At 71.1% G+C, this 15,067-nt stretch carries 12 protein-coding genes; 10 read left to right on the forward strand and 2 right to left on the reverse strand.

The features are described from left to right. Positions 1–116 precede the first annotated feature (116 nt). The 5 genes from AB0D14_RS06735 (at position 117) to AB0D14_RS06755 (ending at position 8,520) form a co-directional block, all read left to right on the forward strand. Positions 117–4,049, forward strand: coding sequence for a glycoside hydrolase family 2 TIM barrel-domain containing protein (locus tag AB0D14_RS06735; protein WP_362775547.1), 3,933 nt, complete (start codon positions 117–119; stop codon positions 4,047–4,049). Between the two features lie 293 nt (positions 4,050–4,342). Then, entirely contained in the window at positions 4,343–5,872 is a 1,530-nt protein-coding gene (locus tag AB0D14_RS06740; RefSeq protein ID WP_362775548.1) for an AlkA N-terminal domain-containing protein, read from the forward strand. A 12-nt stretch (positions 5,873–5,884) separates the two neighbouring features. Further along, positions 5,885–6,376: a methylated-DNA--[protein]-cysteine S-methyltransferase gene (locus AB0D14_RS06745; protein WP_362775550.1), complete on the forward strand. Its 492-nt coding sequence runs from the start codon at positions 5,885–5,887 to the stop codon at positions 6,374–6,376. Between the two features lie 76 nt (positions 6,377–6,452). After that, positions 6,453–7,952, forward strand: coding sequence for an MFS transporter (locus tag AB0D14_RS06750; protein ID WP_362775806.1), 1,500 nt, complete (start codon positions 6,453–6,455; stop codon positions 7,950–7,952). 22 nt (positions 7,953–7,974) lie between these two features. Beyond that, a complete protein-coding gene (locus AB0D14_RS06755) occupies positions 7,975–8,520 on the forward strand; it encodes a TetR/AcrR family transcriptional regulator (protein WP_362775551.1) in 546 nt (181 codons plus the stop codon). A 96-nt stretch (positions 8,521–8,616) separates the two neighbouring features. On the opposite strand, the gene AB0D14_RS06760 is transcribed toward AB0D14_RS06755, so the two are convergent. Then, positions 8,617–9,150, reverse strand: coding sequence for an NUDIX hydrolase (locus tag AB0D14_RS06760; RefSeq protein ID WP_362775552.1), 534 nt, complete (start codon positions 9,148–9,150; stop codon positions 8,617–8,619). Positions 9,151–9,319: 169 nt separating this feature from the next. On the opposite strand from AB0D14_RS06760, the gene AB0D14_RS06765 reads away from it, so the two are divergent. Continuing rightward, entirely contained in the window at positions 9,320–9,571 is a 252-nt protein-coding gene (locus AB0D14_RS06765) for a hypothetical protein (protein ID WP_362775554.1), read from the forward strand. A 187-nt stretch (positions 9,572–9,758) separates the two neighbouring features. Beyond that, a complete protein-coding gene (locus AB0D14_RS06770) occupies positions 9,759–10,925 on the forward strand; it encodes a glycerate kinase (protein WP_362775556.1) in 1,167 nt (388 codons plus the stop codon). A gap of 116 nt (positions 10,926–11,041) precedes the next feature. Here the strand turns inward: AB0D14_RS06770 and AB0D14_RS06775 are convergent, their stop codons facing one another. Next, on the reverse strand, positions 11,042–12,238 hold the full coding sequence (locus AB0D14_RS06775) for a helix-turn-helix domain-containing protein (protein ID WP_362775558.1): 1,197 nt from the start codon (positions 12,236–12,238) through the stop codon (positions 11,042–11,044). Positions 12,239–12,495: 257 nt separating this feature from the next. Between AB0D14_RS06775 and AB0D14_RS06780 the strand changes: the two genes are divergently transcribed. The 3 genes from AB0D14_RS06780 to AB0D14_RS06790 are packed head-to-tail and all read left to right on the forward strand — an operon-like array spanning position 12,496 to position 15,060. Next, the gene (locus AB0D14_RS06780; RefSeq protein ID WP_362775560.1) at positions 12,496–13,302 is read left to right on the forward strand and encodes an ABC transporter ATP-binding protein; all 807 of its coding nucleotides are present in this window, start codon (positions 12,496–12,498) and stop codon (positions 13,300–13,302) included. A 10-nt stretch (positions 13,303–13,312) separates the two neighbouring features. Continuing rightward, the gene (locus AB0D14_RS06785; protein WP_362775561.1) at positions 13,313–14,173 is read left to right on the forward strand and encodes an ABC transporter ATP-binding protein; all 861 of its coding nucleotides are present in this window, start codon (positions 13,313–13,315) and stop codon (positions 14,171–14,173) included. Then, entirely contained in the window at positions 14,170–15,060 is an 891-nt protein-coding gene (locus AB0D14_RS06790) for a branched-chain amino acid ABC transporter permease (protein ID WP_362775563.1), read from the forward strand. The genes AB0D14_RS06785 and AB0D14_RS06790 overlap by 4 nt, the downstream gene beginning before the upstream one ends. Positions 15,061–15,067 lie beyond the last annotated feature (7 nt).

The following is a 15,067-nucleotide window of genomic DNA, read 5'->3' on the forward strand; positions in this document are numbered from 1 at the left end:
GTCGCATTCTGACCCGACATCAACGTTCCTTTGCCTACTGCATCGATCAGCTTCGATCAGACCTGACGCGCCCTCAGTTCGTACACCCCGCTGTCGTACCGAGGAAGGCCACAGCCATGCCGCACCCGCACCCGCACCTGTCTCCTGTCAGTCGCCGTCGACTCCTTGAGGGAGGGGCCGCCGTTCTCGGCGCGCTCGCCCTGCCCGCGTCGTCCCCCATGGCCTACGCGGCCGACCGGGCCACCGCGGCGGACGGCCCGGAGTGGAACGGCGCCATCGACGTCTTCCAGGTGGGCAGCGAACCGCCGCACACCACGCTCACGCCGTACGCGGATGTCGCACAGGCGCTGGACGGCGACCGCACCCGCTCGCCGTACCGGATGAGTCTCGACGGCAAATGGAAGTTCGCCTACGTCGACCGCCCCGACGACCGGGACACCGACTTCTACCGCACCGACCTCGACGACAAGGCCTGGGACACCATCCCCGTCCCCTCCGTCTGGCAGCTGCACGGCTACGACTTCCCGATCTACATCAACATCACCTATCCCTACTGGGGCCCCAACGGCCTGGGGGAGGAGCCGCAGCCGCCGGCCGCCCCGACCCGCTACAACCCCGTGGGCCAGTACAGACGCACCTTCACCGTGCCCGAAGGATGGTCGGGCCGGCGGACGTTCCTGCACTTCGAAGGCGTCAAGTCCGCCCACTACGTGTGGATCAACGGAGAGCTGGTGGGCTACCGCGAGGACTCCTGCACGCCCGCCGAGTACGACATCACCCCGCACCTCAAGCCCGGTACCAACCAGATCGCGGTGGAGGTGTACCGCTACTCCGACGGTGACTGGCTGGAGGACCAGGACATGATCCGGCTGAGCGGTATCTTCCGCTCGGTCCACCTCTACTCCACCCCGGCCGTGCACCTGCGCGACTTCAAGCTGGACACCCCGCTGGGCGACGACTACGAGGCCGCCGAACTGTCGGTCACCGCGAGCGTGCGCGACTACGGCGGCCGCAGGGACGGCGGGGCCGGTGCAGGCGGCGATACGTACTCCGCCGGAAACCACTCCGTCGAGACCCAGCTCTACGACGCGCGCGGACACGCCGTCTGGCCCCGCCCACTGCACCAGGCAGTCGACCTCGGCTCGGCCCCGGCCGGCGAGGACGTGACCGTACAGGCAGCCAGGGCCGTGCCCGCGCCGAAGCTGTGGTCGGCCGAAAACCCGTACCTCTACACGGCCGTGCTGCGGCTGCGCGACCCGGCGGGCAAGGTCGTCGAGACGCTCTCGCACCGGGTCGGCCTGCGCGAGTTCGCGCTGAAGGACGGGCTGATGCGCATCAACGGCCGGCCCATCTCCCTGCGGGGCACCAACCGGCACGAGATGCACCCCGACCGCGGCACCGCGCTCACCCGCGCGGACATGATCCGGGACATCGAGATCATCAAGCGGATGAACATCAACACCGTCCGCACCTCGCACTACCCCAACAACACCCTCTGGTACGAACTCGCCGACGAGTACGGCCTGTACCTCGTCGACGAGACCAACCTCGAAACCCACGGCATCCGCGACGAGTACCCGGGCAACCACGCCGACTGGAGCAGGGCGTGCGTGGCCCGCGCCCGGAACATGGTCCACCGCGACAAGAACCACGCCTCCGTCGTCATCTGGTCACTGGGCAACGAGGCCGGCGGCGGCAGCACCTTCGTCGCCATGCACGACTGGATCCGCTCCTACGACACCACCCGCGTCATCCAGTACGAGGGCGACGACCGGCCGGGGATCAGCGACATCCGCTCGGAGATGTACGACAGCCCCGCGCGCGTCGAGGCCCGTGCCGAGGACACCTCGGACACCCGTCCGTACGTCATGATCGAGTACTCCCACTCGATGGGGAACTCGACCGGCAACTTCAAGAAGTACTGGGACGTCATCCGCCGCCACGACGTGCTGCAGGGCGGCTGGATCTGGGACTTCGTCGACCAGTCCCTGACCACCCCCACCCCGACGCGCGCACTGTTCACCGAGGCCGGGCCCGGCGCGCTGCGCGGTGAGATCCAGGCCGGCAGCGCGACCTTCGACCGTGAGAAGGGCGTGTCCGGAAGCACCGTCTTCGCCCGCGACCCCGGCCTCGACCTCACCGGCTCCCTGACGCTGGAGGCCTGGTTCACCCCGCACGTGACCGGCTACCACCAGCCGCTCATCGCCAAGGGCGACACCCAGTACGCCCTGAAGCAGACGAACAGAACGCTGGAGTTCTTCATCCACGGGGACGGCCAGTGGGTTGCCGCGAGCTGGCCGCTCCCGGACGACTGGACCGGTGAGGAGCACCACGTCGCGGGCGTCTTCGACGCGGAGGCGGGCACACTGACCCTCCACGTCGACGGCGCGGTCAGGGCCACCCGGACCACCACCCGGCGCCCCGCCGTCAACACCACACCGCTCTCACTCGCCACGGACGTCGACAACCCCACCCGTGAGTTCAGCGGCACGATCCGGCGGGCCCGCGTCTACGCCCGGGCCCTGTCCGCGGCCGAACTCGACGCGAACGGACGCGGCCCGGGCGACGAAGGGGTGCGGTTCTGGTTCGACGCGGCCACCGTCAAGGTCACCGAGAAGCGGCCGAAGGAGCGCACCTTCTTCGCGTACGGCGGCGACTGGGGCGACCACCCGAACGACGGGGCTTTCGTCGCGGACGGCATCGTCACCGCCGACCGCGGACACACCGGCAAGGCCGCGGAGGTCAAGCAGGTCTACCAGACGATCAACGCCGCACCGGCGTCCGGCGACTCCCTCGCCGCCGGGGCCGCGGTCACCCTCACCAACGAGTACCTGTTCACCAACCTCCGCGAGTTCGACGGTAGTTGGGCGCTCGTCGCCGACGGGGAGATCGTGCGGCGCGGAAAGCTGAGCCGCGCACAGCTGGACGTTCCGCCGCTCAGCGGCAAGGACGTCACCGTGCCGTTCAGGCTGCCGGCCGACCCGGCGCCCGGCGCCGAGTACTTCCTGCACCTGTCCTTCACCACCAGGGAACGAACGAAGTGGGCGAAGGCCGGCTTCGAGGTGGCCAGGCAGCAACTCCCGGTCGACGCCGGCAGCCCGGCCGTACGGCCCGTGCCACTCAGACGCGTGCCCGCGCTGCGCCACCAGGACGGCAGCCGGTCCGTCACGGTGAAGGGCGACGACTTCCGCGTCACCGTCGACAAGAGCACCGGCGTCATCACGTCGTACGAGGCCGGCGGCGCCCGGCTGATCACCTCCGGGCCCGTGCCGAACTTCTGGCGGGCACCGACCGACAACGACCGGGGCAACGGCCAGCACCTCCGCAACCAGACCTGGCGCGACGCCGGAACCCGGCGGAAGGTGACGGACGTGAGCGTGCGCGCCCTGCGCGACCGGGCCGTCCGGATCAAGGTCGGCGGGACCCTGCCCACCACCACCGAATCGACGTACACCACCACGTACACGATCTTCGGCAACGGTGAGATCAAGGTCGACAACACCCTGCACCCGGGGGCGGCGAACCTGCCCTACCTCCCGGAGGTCGGCACCCTGCTGTTCCTGCCCAGCCGTCTGGAACACCTGCACTACTACGGGCGCGGCCCCGAGGAGAACCACTGGGACCGCAACACCGGCACCGACGTGGGGCTGTACTCCGGAACCGTCTCCGGGCAGTGGTCGGGCTACATCCGCCCGCAGGAGAACGGCAACAAGACGGACGTCCGCTGGGTTGCCCTGACCGACCGGGGCGGCGCCGGTCTGCTCGTCTCCGGCGAACCGCTCATCGAGGTCAACGCCTCGCACTTCACCCCCGAGGACCTGTCGGTCGGTACGCGCCACGACTACCAGCTGACCCCCCGGGCCGAGGTCGTCCTGCGGGTGAACCACCGGCAGATGGGCGTGGGCGGCGACAACAGCTGGGGCGCGCACACGCACGACGAGTACAAACTCTTCGCCGACCGGGACTACTCCTACGCCTACCGGTTGCGCCCCCTGACCGACGTCGACCGGGCGACGGCGGCATCCCGGCGGCCCACGGCAGAGGAGTGACCCGGGCTCGCGGGCTTGGCTAGTGCCGCGACAGGCAACGTTCGCCCCGTCGCGACGCCCGGCACGCTCCCCCACTGCCTTAAGGGCGTGGGAGGTGCCCCCACTCGCCGCACCGGCCGAAATCCCAAGTACGTCCAGTACGAGGGCTTCCGGCCGGCACACCGAGAGCACGCACCGCGGTGACACAGCCACTCCGCGGCGGGCGCTCCTCAACGGGCAAACGTTGCCTGCCGCGGCACTAGATGTCGGATTCCCGCCAGCCATCGCCATGACCAAGGGCGATGCTGGGAAACATGCAGAACGGGATGCACACCGAGACCGAGCGCTGCGTGCGCGCCGTCCAGTCGAAGGACGCCCGCTTCGACGGATGGTTCTTCACCGCGGTCGTGACCACGCGGATCTACTGCCGGCCCAGCTGCCCCGTCGTGCCGCCGAAGCCGCAGAACATGACGTTCTACCCGAGCGCCGCCGCCTGTCAGCAGGCCGGTTTCCGGGCGTGCAAGCGTTGCCGGCCCGACACCAGCCCCGGCTCGCCCGAATGGAACCAGCGGGCCGACCTGGTGGCGCGCGCGATGCGGCTGATCAGCGACGGGATCGTGGACCGCGAGGGCGTGCCGGGGCTCGCGGCCCGCCTCGGATACAGCACCCGGCAGATCGAGCGCCAGCTCCTCGCCGAACTGGGCGCGGGACCACTGGCCCTGGCCCGCGCCCAGCGCGCCCAGACGGCACGCCTGCTCATCGAGACGACACCGCTCCCGATGGCCGAGATCGCCTTCGCGGCGGGCTTCTCCTCGATCCGCACCTTCAACGACACGGTCCGCGAGGTCTTCGCCCTCGCGCCGGGCGAACTGCGGACCAGGGCGCTTGGGCGAGGCGTCGGCTCCACCGACCACCACACCACCAACTCCACCGGCACACCGGGGGTGTTGGCCCTCCGGCTCCCCTTCCGGGCGCCGCTCAACCCCGACAACCTCTTCGGCCACCTCGTCGCCACCGCCGTACCCGGTGTGGAGGAGTGGCGCGACGGTGCGTACCGGCGGACCCTGCGTCTGCCGTACGGCCGCGGGGTCGTCGCGCTCACCCCGGGGCCCGATCACATCGGCTGCCGGCTCACCCTCAGCGACCTGCGTGACCTGACCGTCGCCATCAGCCGCTGCCGTCGCCTGCTCGACCTGGACGCCGACCCGGTCGCGGTCGACGACCAGCTGCGTACGGACCCGGCGCTGGCGCCGCTCGTCGACAAGGCACCGGGCCGCCGAGTGCCCCGCACGGTCGACGAGGCCGAGTTCGCCGTACGGGCGGTACTGGGTCAGCAGGTTTCCACGGCCGCCGCCCGTACGCACGCGGCACGCCTGGTCAAGGCCCACGGCGAAGCGGTCGACGACCCCGAAGGCGGCCTGACCCATCTCTTTCCTTCGGCCGAGTCCCTGGCGGCGCTGGACCCCGGGTCCCTCGCCATGCCGGATTCCCGCCGGACCACCCTGACCACACTCGTGAGCCAACTGGCCGACGGCACCCTCAACCTGGGCGTCGAGGGCGACTGGACCGGGACCAGGGCCCGGCTGCTCGCCCTGCCCGGGTTCGGCCCCTGGACCGTGGAGGTCATCGCCATGCGTGCCCTCGGCGACCCCGACGCCTTCCCGGCCACCGACCTCGGAGTCCGGTACGCAGCCCGGGAGTTGGACCTGCCGTCCACTCCCGCCGCGCTGACGGCGCGGGCCGCGGACTGGCGGCCCTGGCGCGCGTACGCCGTCCAGTACCTGTGGGCGACGAGCAGCCACCCGATCAACTTCCTCCCCGAGCAGACCCCGCAACTACCCTAGGGAGTACCTCCAGTGAAACAACACACAGTCATCGACAGCCCGTACGGCCCCCTCACGCTCGTCGCCACCGACGGCGTCCTCTCCGGTCTCTACATGACCGATCAACGTCACCGCCCCCCGGAGGAGACCTTCGGCCGACCGGACGACACGCCCTTCGCGGAGGCGACCGAAGCGCTGAGGGCGTACTTCGCAGGCGAGTTGAAGGACTTCTCGCTCCAACTCCACCTGCACGGCACCCCGTTCCAGTGCGCGGTCTGGGAACAGCTCCGGCAGATCCCGTACGGCGAGACCCGTTCGTACGGTGACCTCGCGGACACCCTGGGCAACCCGAAGGCGTCCCGAGCGGTGGGCCTCGCCAACGGCAGGAACCCGCTGGGCATCATCGTGCCCTGCCACCGGGTGGTGGGCGCGAACGGCAGCCTGACGGGCTACGGCGGCGGCCTGGAACGCAAGCAGCGGCTGCTGGACTTCGAGCGGGGAGAGGGGGGCGCGGCGCTGTTCTGACAGCTGGCCGCCCCGTAACTGTACCTTTCGTAAGGTACAGTTATGGGGCATGGCAAGGCTGGTGGAGAGGTGCGGGATGGTTCTGGGTGCGCGGCGGCGTTGGCTGCTGCTGGCGGTGGTGAGTACCGGGCTCCTGCTGATCACGCTGGACAACTCGATCCTGTACGCGGCGCTGCCGACGCTGGTGGAGGAGCTCGGAGCGAGCAGTTCCGAGGGCTTGTGGATCATCAACGCGTATCCGGTGGTGATGGCCGGCCTGCTGCTGGGCAGCGGCACTCTTGGGGACCGGGTGGGGCACCGAAGGATGTTCCTGATCGGCCTGGTGCTCTTCGGCGCTGCCTCGCTCGCCGCCGCGTTCTCCCCGACTCCGGAGACCTTGATCGCGGCGAGGGCGTTCCTGGCCGTCGGTGCGGCGGCGATGATGCCCGCGACGCTCGCCCTGATCCGCGTCACGTTCGACGACGAGCGCGAGCGCAATGTCGCCATCGCGATCTGGGGAAGCCTGGCGATCGTGGGCAGCGCCCTGGGCCCGATCATCAGCGGGCTCCTGCTCCACAGCTTCTGGTGGGGGTCGGTCTTCCTCGTCAACGTCCCCGTCGTCATCGTGGCACTCGTCGCCACCCTGGTCCTCGCGCCGCCCAACGACGCGGACCCCACCAAGCGGTGGGACCTGGCCTCCTCGCTCCTCGCGCTCGTCGCCCTGGTCGGCCTCGTGATCGCGATCAAGGAAACCGCGAAGACCGAATCCGCGCCCCTGCTCATCGCCGCCGCCGTCCTCGCGGCCGTGGTCGGCGGATGGGCGTTCGCCCGGCGGCAGCGCCGCCTGCCCTACCCCCTGCTGGACTTTGCGATCTTCCGTAACCGGGCCTTCCTCGCCGGAGTCCTGGCCGCCGGATTCTCCATGTTCGCCATCGCCGGCCTCCAGCTGATCACCACCCAGCGGTTCCAGCTCGTGGAAGGCTTCACCCCGCTGCGCGCCGGGCTCCTGGTCGCCGCCGTCGCTGTGGGGGCGCTGCCGACAGCCATGGTCGGCGGTGCCAGCCTGCACAGGGTCGGGCTGCTGCCCCTCGTCGCGGGTGGTCTGGCCGTCAGCACGGTCGGCTCCGTGCTGGTCCTGCTGAACTTCGACACCAGCATGGGACTGCTCGTCACCGGGCTGCTCATCACGGGCGCCGGTCTCGGAGCGGCCATGTCCGTCGCCTCCAGCGCGATCATCGGCAACGTCCCGGCCCGCCGCGCGGGCATGGCCTCCTCCGTGGAGGAGGTGTCCTACGAGTTCGGCAGCCTCATCGCGGTCGCACTGCTCGGCAGCCTCATGACCGCCGTCTACACCGCGACCATCGACCTGCCCTCCGGGGCCCCGGACTCCGCACGCGACAGCCTCGACAGCGCGCTCGCACTCGCCGGGGATGACAACCTCCCGCTGATCACCGCCGCATCCAACGCGTTCGACGGCGCCTACTTCACCGTGATGATCGTGGTCACCGCCGTCATGGCCGTCGCCGCGATCGTGACCGGCCTCCTCCTGCGCCACCACGGCCCCGGATCAGCCCTGTCCACCCCCGCACCCCACTGACACACCGGCCCGGGAGCACCCCATGCGGACCAGCAAACGCACCCAGATCCTCGAAGCGGCCACCCGCGTCGTGGAGCGCGAAGGCGTCAAGAGCGTCACCTTCGACTCCGTCGCCACCGAGGCCGGCCTGACCAAAGGCGGACTCCTCTACCACTTCGCCTCCCGCGACGACCTCGTCCGGGCCATCCACCAGTACCTCGCCGACCAATGGGAAGCCGACATGGCCGCAGCGGCAGCCAAGCCCGCCTCCGAGGCCACTCCCACCGAACGACTCGCCGCCTACACCCGCGTCGCCACCCAGAGCGCCACACGGGCCGAACTCCTCTTCATGCTCGAAGGATCGACCACTGCGGAGCACGCGGCGCCCTGGGACGCGGTCATGGAACGGTGGGCCCCGCCCCTGCCCCCAGCCACCGACGACCCCGCCGTGCTCGACCGGTTCATCGCCCGCCTCGCCGCCGACGGCCTGTGGTTGTACGAATCCCTCACCGCCGAACGACTGGACCCCGAACTCCGCCGCACTGTTGCCGAACGCATCGCCGGCACACTCACCCGCGACGACACCTGACCGGCCCTCGCCCCACCGCCGCCGCAAGGCCCCGCAGGCTCGGGGGAGGAGACCCCTGCGCCCCCGAGAGCCTGAGGACGGCGACGAGAGGCCTGCTCAAGCGTCGAGCGTGGAGGACCCTTGCGCACGTGGTGAACGGAAGTCGGCCCGGCGGCCGTTCTCCAGTTCCGCCGTTCCCGTGCCCTGCGTGAGCACGTCCAGGGCGGCGGTCACGCGGTGGCCCAGGGATCCCCGCAGGTACTGGGCGAGTTCCTCGCGCGGGACCAGCCGCCAGGACAGCAGCTCGGACTCCTGAAGGCGGATCGACCCGAACTGCTCCTCGGTCAGGACTCCGCCGTCGTACAGGTACGCCACGATCGGAGGCCGGCCTGCGCCGGGCACCCAGTCCACCGCGAGCAGCCGACCGATCTCAAGGTCCAGGCCGATCTCCTCAAGGGTCTCCCGGTGAGCCCCCTGCCTCGGAGTCTCACCGGCGTCCGACTCGACGGTTCCGCCCGGCAGGGCCCAGCCCTCGCGGTAGTTGGGCTCGACGAGCAGCACACGGCCCTCGGTGTCACGGAAGAGCGCGGCGGCGCCGACGAGCACACGGGGGAGCCCCGCGATGTAGGTGGCGTAGTCAGGAGTCGTCATCGGGCCAGCGTAACGAGATCAACCGCCCGGTCCGCGAGATCGTCAACGCCGGTGAGACATACACCCGGTGTACCGAATTTCCGCCGGTCCTGCCCGTTCTACGCGCATCCGGCGCCGCACCACATGAGAAGGTCGTCGGGTTTTATTCGTATTGCGCGTTTGGAGTTCCATGAAGTCGTTCAGTCGTACGACCGTCCTCGCGGCCGGTGCCGTCGCGGTCGTCGCCGTCCTGTCCACCACCGGTTCCGCCTCCGCCCAGGCCGCCCCCGCCGAACCTCTGGTCGAGACCGGGGACGTCGGTGTGCGGACCGGGGACCTCGATGTCCTGGAGGACGTGCTGGAGCACATCAGCGTGCCGTTCGGGCACAAGGGCAAGCTGACGCACCAGCTCTACGACTCGCGCGGGACCGACGCCGGCTGACCGGCCGGGGCCACCCGATGGGTACCCGGGGCCTGTCCCGTCGCGGTCCGACCGCGGTCCGACCGCTGTCCGGCTGCTGTCCGGGTCCTGAGAACCGCTCTGGGCAGCGCCCCCCTCCTACGGTTAGGGTCGCAGCGGCGCGACTGCCTTGACGTGTGCAAGGCCCGAAGAGCAAGGGGAATGCAAGGTGGCGGACGCTGCAGTGAACCGGACCGGTGGCCGCACCCAGCGGGTACTCGTCGCCGCGGACAAGTTCAAGGGCACGCTCACGGCCGTACAGGTGGCCGAGCGGGTGACGGCAGGACTACGCCGGGTCGCTCCGGGAGTCGAGGTCGAGGCGCTGCCGGTGGCCGACGGCGGCGACGGCACCGTCGACGCGGCGGTCGCCGCGGGCTTCGAGCGGCATGAGGTACGGGTCGCCGGGCCGCTCGGGAACGAGGTCACCGCCGCGTTCGCGCTGCGCGACGGGACCGCGGTCGTCGAGATGGCCGAGGCCAGCGGGTTGCAGCGGCTGCCCGCCGGGGTCTTCGCACCGCTCACGTCGTCCACGTACGGATCCGGCGAACTGCTGCGGGCCGCGCTCGACGCCGGGGCACGCACGATCGTGTTCGGCGTCGGCGGCAGCGCGACCACCGACGGCGGGGCCGGGATGCTGGCCGCGCTCGGGGCCCGGTTCCTCGACGAGGACGGCGAACCCGTGCCGCCCGGGGGCGGTTCCCTCGGGGAGCTCGCCACCGCGGACCTGACCGGTCTCGACCCCCGGCTCACCGATGTGGACGTCGTCCTCGCCAGTGACGTGGACAATCCGCTGACCGGGCCGAAGGGCGCGCCGGCGGTGTACGGGCCCCAGAAGGGTGCCTCTCCGGACGACGTGGCGGTGCTCGACGCGGGGCTCGCCCACTACGCCGCGGTCCTGGAGAAGGCGATCGGGGGCAAGGCCGCGGAGTACGCCGTCGCGCCCGGTGCGGGGGCCGCCGGTGGCATCGGGTACGGGGCTCTCGTGGGCCTGGGCGCGAGTTTCCGTCCCGGCATCGAGGTCATGCTCGACGTGCTGGGCTTCGCGTCCGCGCTGGAGCGGGCGACGCTGGTCATCACCGGTGAGGGCTCTCTGGACGAGCAGACCCTCCATGGGAAGGCTCCCGCCGGGGTCGCGGCCGCCGCGCGTGCCCAGGGCAAGGAGGTCATCGCCGTTTGCGGGCGGCTGGCCCTCGCGCCGGAGGCGCTCGGGAGGGCCGGGATCCGGCGGGTCTATCCGCTCACGGAGGTCGAGCCGGACGTGGGGCGGTGCATCGCCGAGGCGGGGCCGATCCTGGAGCGGGTCGCGGAGCGGATCGCCGCCGACTTCCTTCATTGAAGGGGCCTTTTCGCCCCCGCCGCCCCTTCCCGTCCCGTCCCTGGGGGCTGCGCCCCCAGACCCCCTCATCGGCCTGAACGGCCTCGTCCTCAAACGCCGGACGGGCTGAAAGGGCCTCACCCCACCGAACCCGCCAACCGATACGCGTCCAACGCCAGCGTCATCTCGATCAGGTCCCGCGGCCGCGCCAGCGACCGTGAGGTCAGTTGTTCCAAGCGGCGCAGCCGGTTGAAGACCGTGTTCCGGTGACAGTAGAGGCGGCCCGCGGCCCGCCCCGCGGAGCCCTCGCAGCAAAGCCACGCGTCGAGCGTCTCCAGCAGCACCGCCCGATCCGCCGGTTCGAGTTCCAGGAGGGAACCGAAGACGTCCGACACGAGCCGCCCGGCCAGTTCGGGCTGGCTCACGACGAGCGCCGTCGGCATCCGCTGGTCGAGTCGTACGACGGCACTCGCGTCGGGCGGACACGTACGCAGCGCCAGTTCGGCGAGCCGCCGGGCCCGTCCCAGCTCGGCGAGCCCGGGGACGACGGGGCTGATCCCGCCGGGACCGGAACAGCGCCCGTCGAGCGCCCGCGCGACCCCGTCGAGGCCCTGCCCGGCCGCGAGAGCCACCACCCCGACCTCACAGTCCGCCCGCATCCGCCAGACGAACCGCAGCCCCTCGCCCTCCACCGGCCGCCGCAAGGGCTCCCGCCGTTCGGAGCGCAGCACGACCACGGCGTACGGACCATGCTCGGGAAGGTCGAGCCCCGCGGCGGCGCGCGCCGCCAGGCCGGGCGCCTCCTGTCCCTCCAGGAGTGCGTCGAGCAGCGCCTGGAGCCGCTCGTCGGTACGCCGTCGAAGCTCCGTCTCGGTCGCCCGGTACGCCTCGGTGGCCACCGCGGCCTGCGCGTCCACGGCGGACCACACCATGGTCGCCGACCGCATCAGCACCGCGAGACGCTCCGGTTCCAGCCCGGCCGCCCCCTCCATCAGGGCGTCCCACACCAGATAGCCGGCGGCGCGGTAGGCGTGCACCAACAGCTCCAGCGGCAGGCCCTGCTGGGCCCGCCGCCGTCCCGCGTCCTCCGCGTACTCCAGGTCACGGCGGGGTGAGTCCCGCGGCGCGGAGATCGTCTCGATCCCGATCCGCATCGCCTCCTCCGCCTCCCGCCACTGCTGGTCGTACGGCAGGAACTCCCCGTAAACGGGGGAGTGTTCGGCAAGCTGTCGCATGTGCTCGTCGACCAGCTCCGGCAGCCGCTCCAGCAGCGCCGCGCAGGATTCGGTGAGCAGCTTCCAGTCATGACCGGTACGCCTTCTGCGGGCTCCCATGGCCGGAGGATGCCACCGGTTCGCCGCCTCGCGCAGCCCCCTGACACGCGGTGTTGTGCGCGCGCACAACGCGCGCCCGCACCCGCTGGTCACCCGCAGCGATTCGCCCGCACCCCGTGGACGGGAGCTCCCACCGGTGCTGTCGTGAGCGCCACACCGGCCGTGCGTTCATCGCCGGGTGCACGGCGACCAAGAGCGTGACGACAGCGCGATGGCAGCGATGGCAGCGACGACAGCGCGATGACAGGGGGAATGCCATGGGTGGTTCAGGGCTGGCCGTACGGGACCTGTCGGTCGGATACGGTCCCGTACGCGCACTGCGCCAGGTGACCCTGGAGGTACCGGAGGGAGCCGTGGTCACGGTCCTCGGCGGAAACGGCGCGGGCAAGTCGACCCTGCTCCGGGCCATCTGCCGGACCCTGTCCTTCCACGGCGGCGCGGTCACCGGCGGCACGGTGAGCTACGACGGCCGCCGTATCGACGGCTTCTCGCCGGACCGGGTGGTGGCCGCCGGGATCTCGCAGATCCCGGAAGGGCGCCGGGTGTTCGCCCGGATGACCGTCGCCGACAACCTGCGTGCCGGGGCGCTCGGGTCCACCGGCGGTCGTGCCGACCGGGCAGCCGCCCTGCGCCGCGTCCACGAACTGTTCCCCGTGCTCGCCGACCGCGCCCAGCAGCGGGCCGGACTCCTGTCCGGCGGCGAACAGCAGATGCTCGCTGTCGGCCGCGGCCTGATGGCCGCCCCGAGGATGCTGCTCCTCGACGAACCGTCACTCGGACTGGCCCCGTTGATGGCCGAGCGGATCGCCGAGACGGTCCGGGAGATCAACACCCAGGGCACCTCGATCCTGCTCGTCGAACAGAACGCCGCCCTGGCCCTGCGGCTCGCCTCCCGCGCCTATGTCCTGGAGGTCGGCGAAGTCACCCTGTCGGGGTCGGCCGACGAGCTGGCCGCCTCCGACGAGGTGCGCCGCCGCTACCTGGGTGTGGTCGACGAGGACGCGGCGGCCGACGCCGAGCGGGCCCGTGCCTCGCACCCTGCGCTGACCCGATGGAAGGAGTGAGCACATCACCATGACGAACGACGCGCCGTCACAGCCCACTTCACCCGGCTCCGGCTCCGAAGCCGACTCCGGCGCTCACGCCGACGTACCACCGCTGCACGTACGGGAGCTGACCGTGCGGTTCGCCGGTCTGACCGCCCTGGACGCCGTGAGCTTCACCGTGCGGCCAGGCACCGTGCACGCCCTCATCGGGCCCAACGGCGCCGGAAAGTCCACCTGCTTCAACGTCCTGTCCGGCGTCTACCGCGCCACCGCCGGCAGCGTCCGCTTCGGCGAGCACGAACTGACCGGCATGCCTCCGCACCGCATCGCCGGCCTGGGCGTCGCCCGCATCTTCCAGAACCTCGCCCTGCCACCGCTCGCCACGGTCGAGGACAGCCTCCTGCTGGGCCGCCACCGGCTGACCCGCACCGGCTTCCTCTCCGCGGGACTGAAGCTCCCCGCAGCGGCCCGTGAGGAGCGCCGTCATCGTGAACGCGTCCGTGAGATCGCCGAGTTCGTCGGCATCTCGTCCTGTCTCGACCGTCCGGCGGGCTCTCTGCCGTACGGACAGCAGAAGCTCGCCGAACTCGCCCGCGCGCTGTGCATGGAGCCCCGCCTGCTGCTCCTCGACGAGCCGGTCGCGGGCATGACCGCCGACGAGCGGATCCGAACGTCCGCCGTGATCGCGGGAGTCCGCGACAGCCTCGGCATCTCGATCGTCCTGGTGGAACACGACATGGGGGTGGTGATGCGGCTCGCGGACGCGGTGACCGTACTCGACTTCGGGCGCCGGATCGCGGACGGCGCCCCCGCCGACGTACAGAACGACCCGGCGGTCGTACGCGCCTACCTCGGGGAGCGCCCCGACGAGGAGGGGACCGCGTCGTGAGCACCTTCACCGAACTTCTCCTCAACGGAGTCTCGATGGGGTCGGTCTACGCCCTCATCGCACTCGGCTTCGTGGTCATCTTCCGGGCCACCGAGGTCGTCAACTTCGCCCATGCGTCCCTGCTCCTCGCGGGCGGGTACGTCACCGCGACCCTCCACGACGACATCGGTTTCTGGCCCGCTCTGCTGGTCGGGGTCGCCGGGGCCGCGGTGGTCGGGGCGGCCGTCGAGTTCCTGGTGATGCGCCGCTACCGGGGCTCCGACCACAGCGTCCTCGCCATCGTCACGATCGGCGTGGACATCCTGCTCACCACGGAACTGACCCGCCGGATCGGCACCGACGTCCTGACCCTCGGCGATCCGTGGGGCGACTCGGTGCTCACCCTCGGCCCCATCTCGCTGGCCCACACCCGCATCGCCGCCTTCGTCGCCGCGGCCCTGCTCATCACGGTCTTCCTGCTCGCGTTCCGGTACACCTCCTGGGGTGTGGCGATGCGGGCCGCCGCCGAGAGCCCGGAGACGGCCGCGCTGATGGGCGTACGGCTCGGGCGGGTGTCGCTCGGTGCCTGGGCCGTGGCGGGCGGACTCGCCGCCGTGGCCGCCCTGTTCCTGACGGTCTTCCCCACCCCGGGACTGGAGAGAGCCACCTCGCTCGCCGCGCTCAAGGCCTTTCCCGCCGCGATCCTCGGCGGCCTCGACTCCACGACCGGAGCGCTCGTCGGCGGTCTGCTCGTCGGCGTCACGGAATCCCTCGCGACGGGCTACCAGAGCGAACTGAGTTTCATGGGCCGGGGGCTGGGCGACCTCGCCCCCTACCTCGTGATGACCGTGATCCTGCTCATCCGGCCCGCCGGGCTGTTCGGCACGAAGGAGCTCGCCCGTGTCTGAAACGCCG

Source organism: Streptomyces sp. NPDC048484, from assembly GCF_040651415.1.
In the GTDB taxonomy this organism is placed as follows: Bacteria; Actinomycetota; Actinomycetes; order Streptomycetales; family Streptomycetaceae; genus Streptomyces.

Bases quoted from the DNA above. Each gene is read 5' to 3' on its own strand.
- AB0D14_RS06735 (WP_362775547.1), top strand. From the start codon at position 117: ATGCCGCACCCGCACCCGCACCTGTCTCCTGTCAGTCGCCGTCGACTC.
- AB0D14_RS06765 (WP_362775554.1), top strand. From the start codon at position 9,320: ATGAAGTCGTTCAGTCGTACGACCGTCCTCGCGGCCGGTGCCGTCGCG.
- AB0D14_RS06755 (WP_362775551.1), top strand. From the start codon at position 7,975: ATGCGGACCAGCAAACGCACCCAGATCCTCGAAGCGGCCACCCGCGTC.
- AB0D14_RS06780 (WP_362775560.1), top strand. From the start codon at position 12,496: ATGGGTGGTTCAGGGCTGGCCGTACGGGACCTGTCGGTCGGATACGGT.
- AB0D14_RS06775 (WP_362775558.1), bottom strand. From the start codon at position 12,238: ATGGGAGCCCGCAGAAGGCGTACCGGTCATGACTGGAAGCTGCTCACC.
- AB0D14_RS06750 (WP_362775806.1), top strand. From the start codon at position 6,453: ATGGTTCTGGGTGCGCGGCGGCGTTGGCTGCTGCTGGCGGTGGTGAGT.
- AB0D14_RS06785 (WP_362775561.1), top strand. From the start codon at position 13,313: ATGACGAACGACGCGCCGTCACAGCCCACTTCACCCGGCTCCGGCTCC.
- AB0D14_RS06740 (WP_362775548.1), top strand. From the start codon at position 4,343: ATGCAGAACGGGATGCACACCGAGACCGAGCGCTGCGTGCGCGCCGTC.
- AB0D14_RS06760 (WP_362775552.1), bottom strand. From the start codon at position 9,150: ATGACGACTCCTGACTACGCCACCTACATCGCGGGGCTCCCCCGTGTG.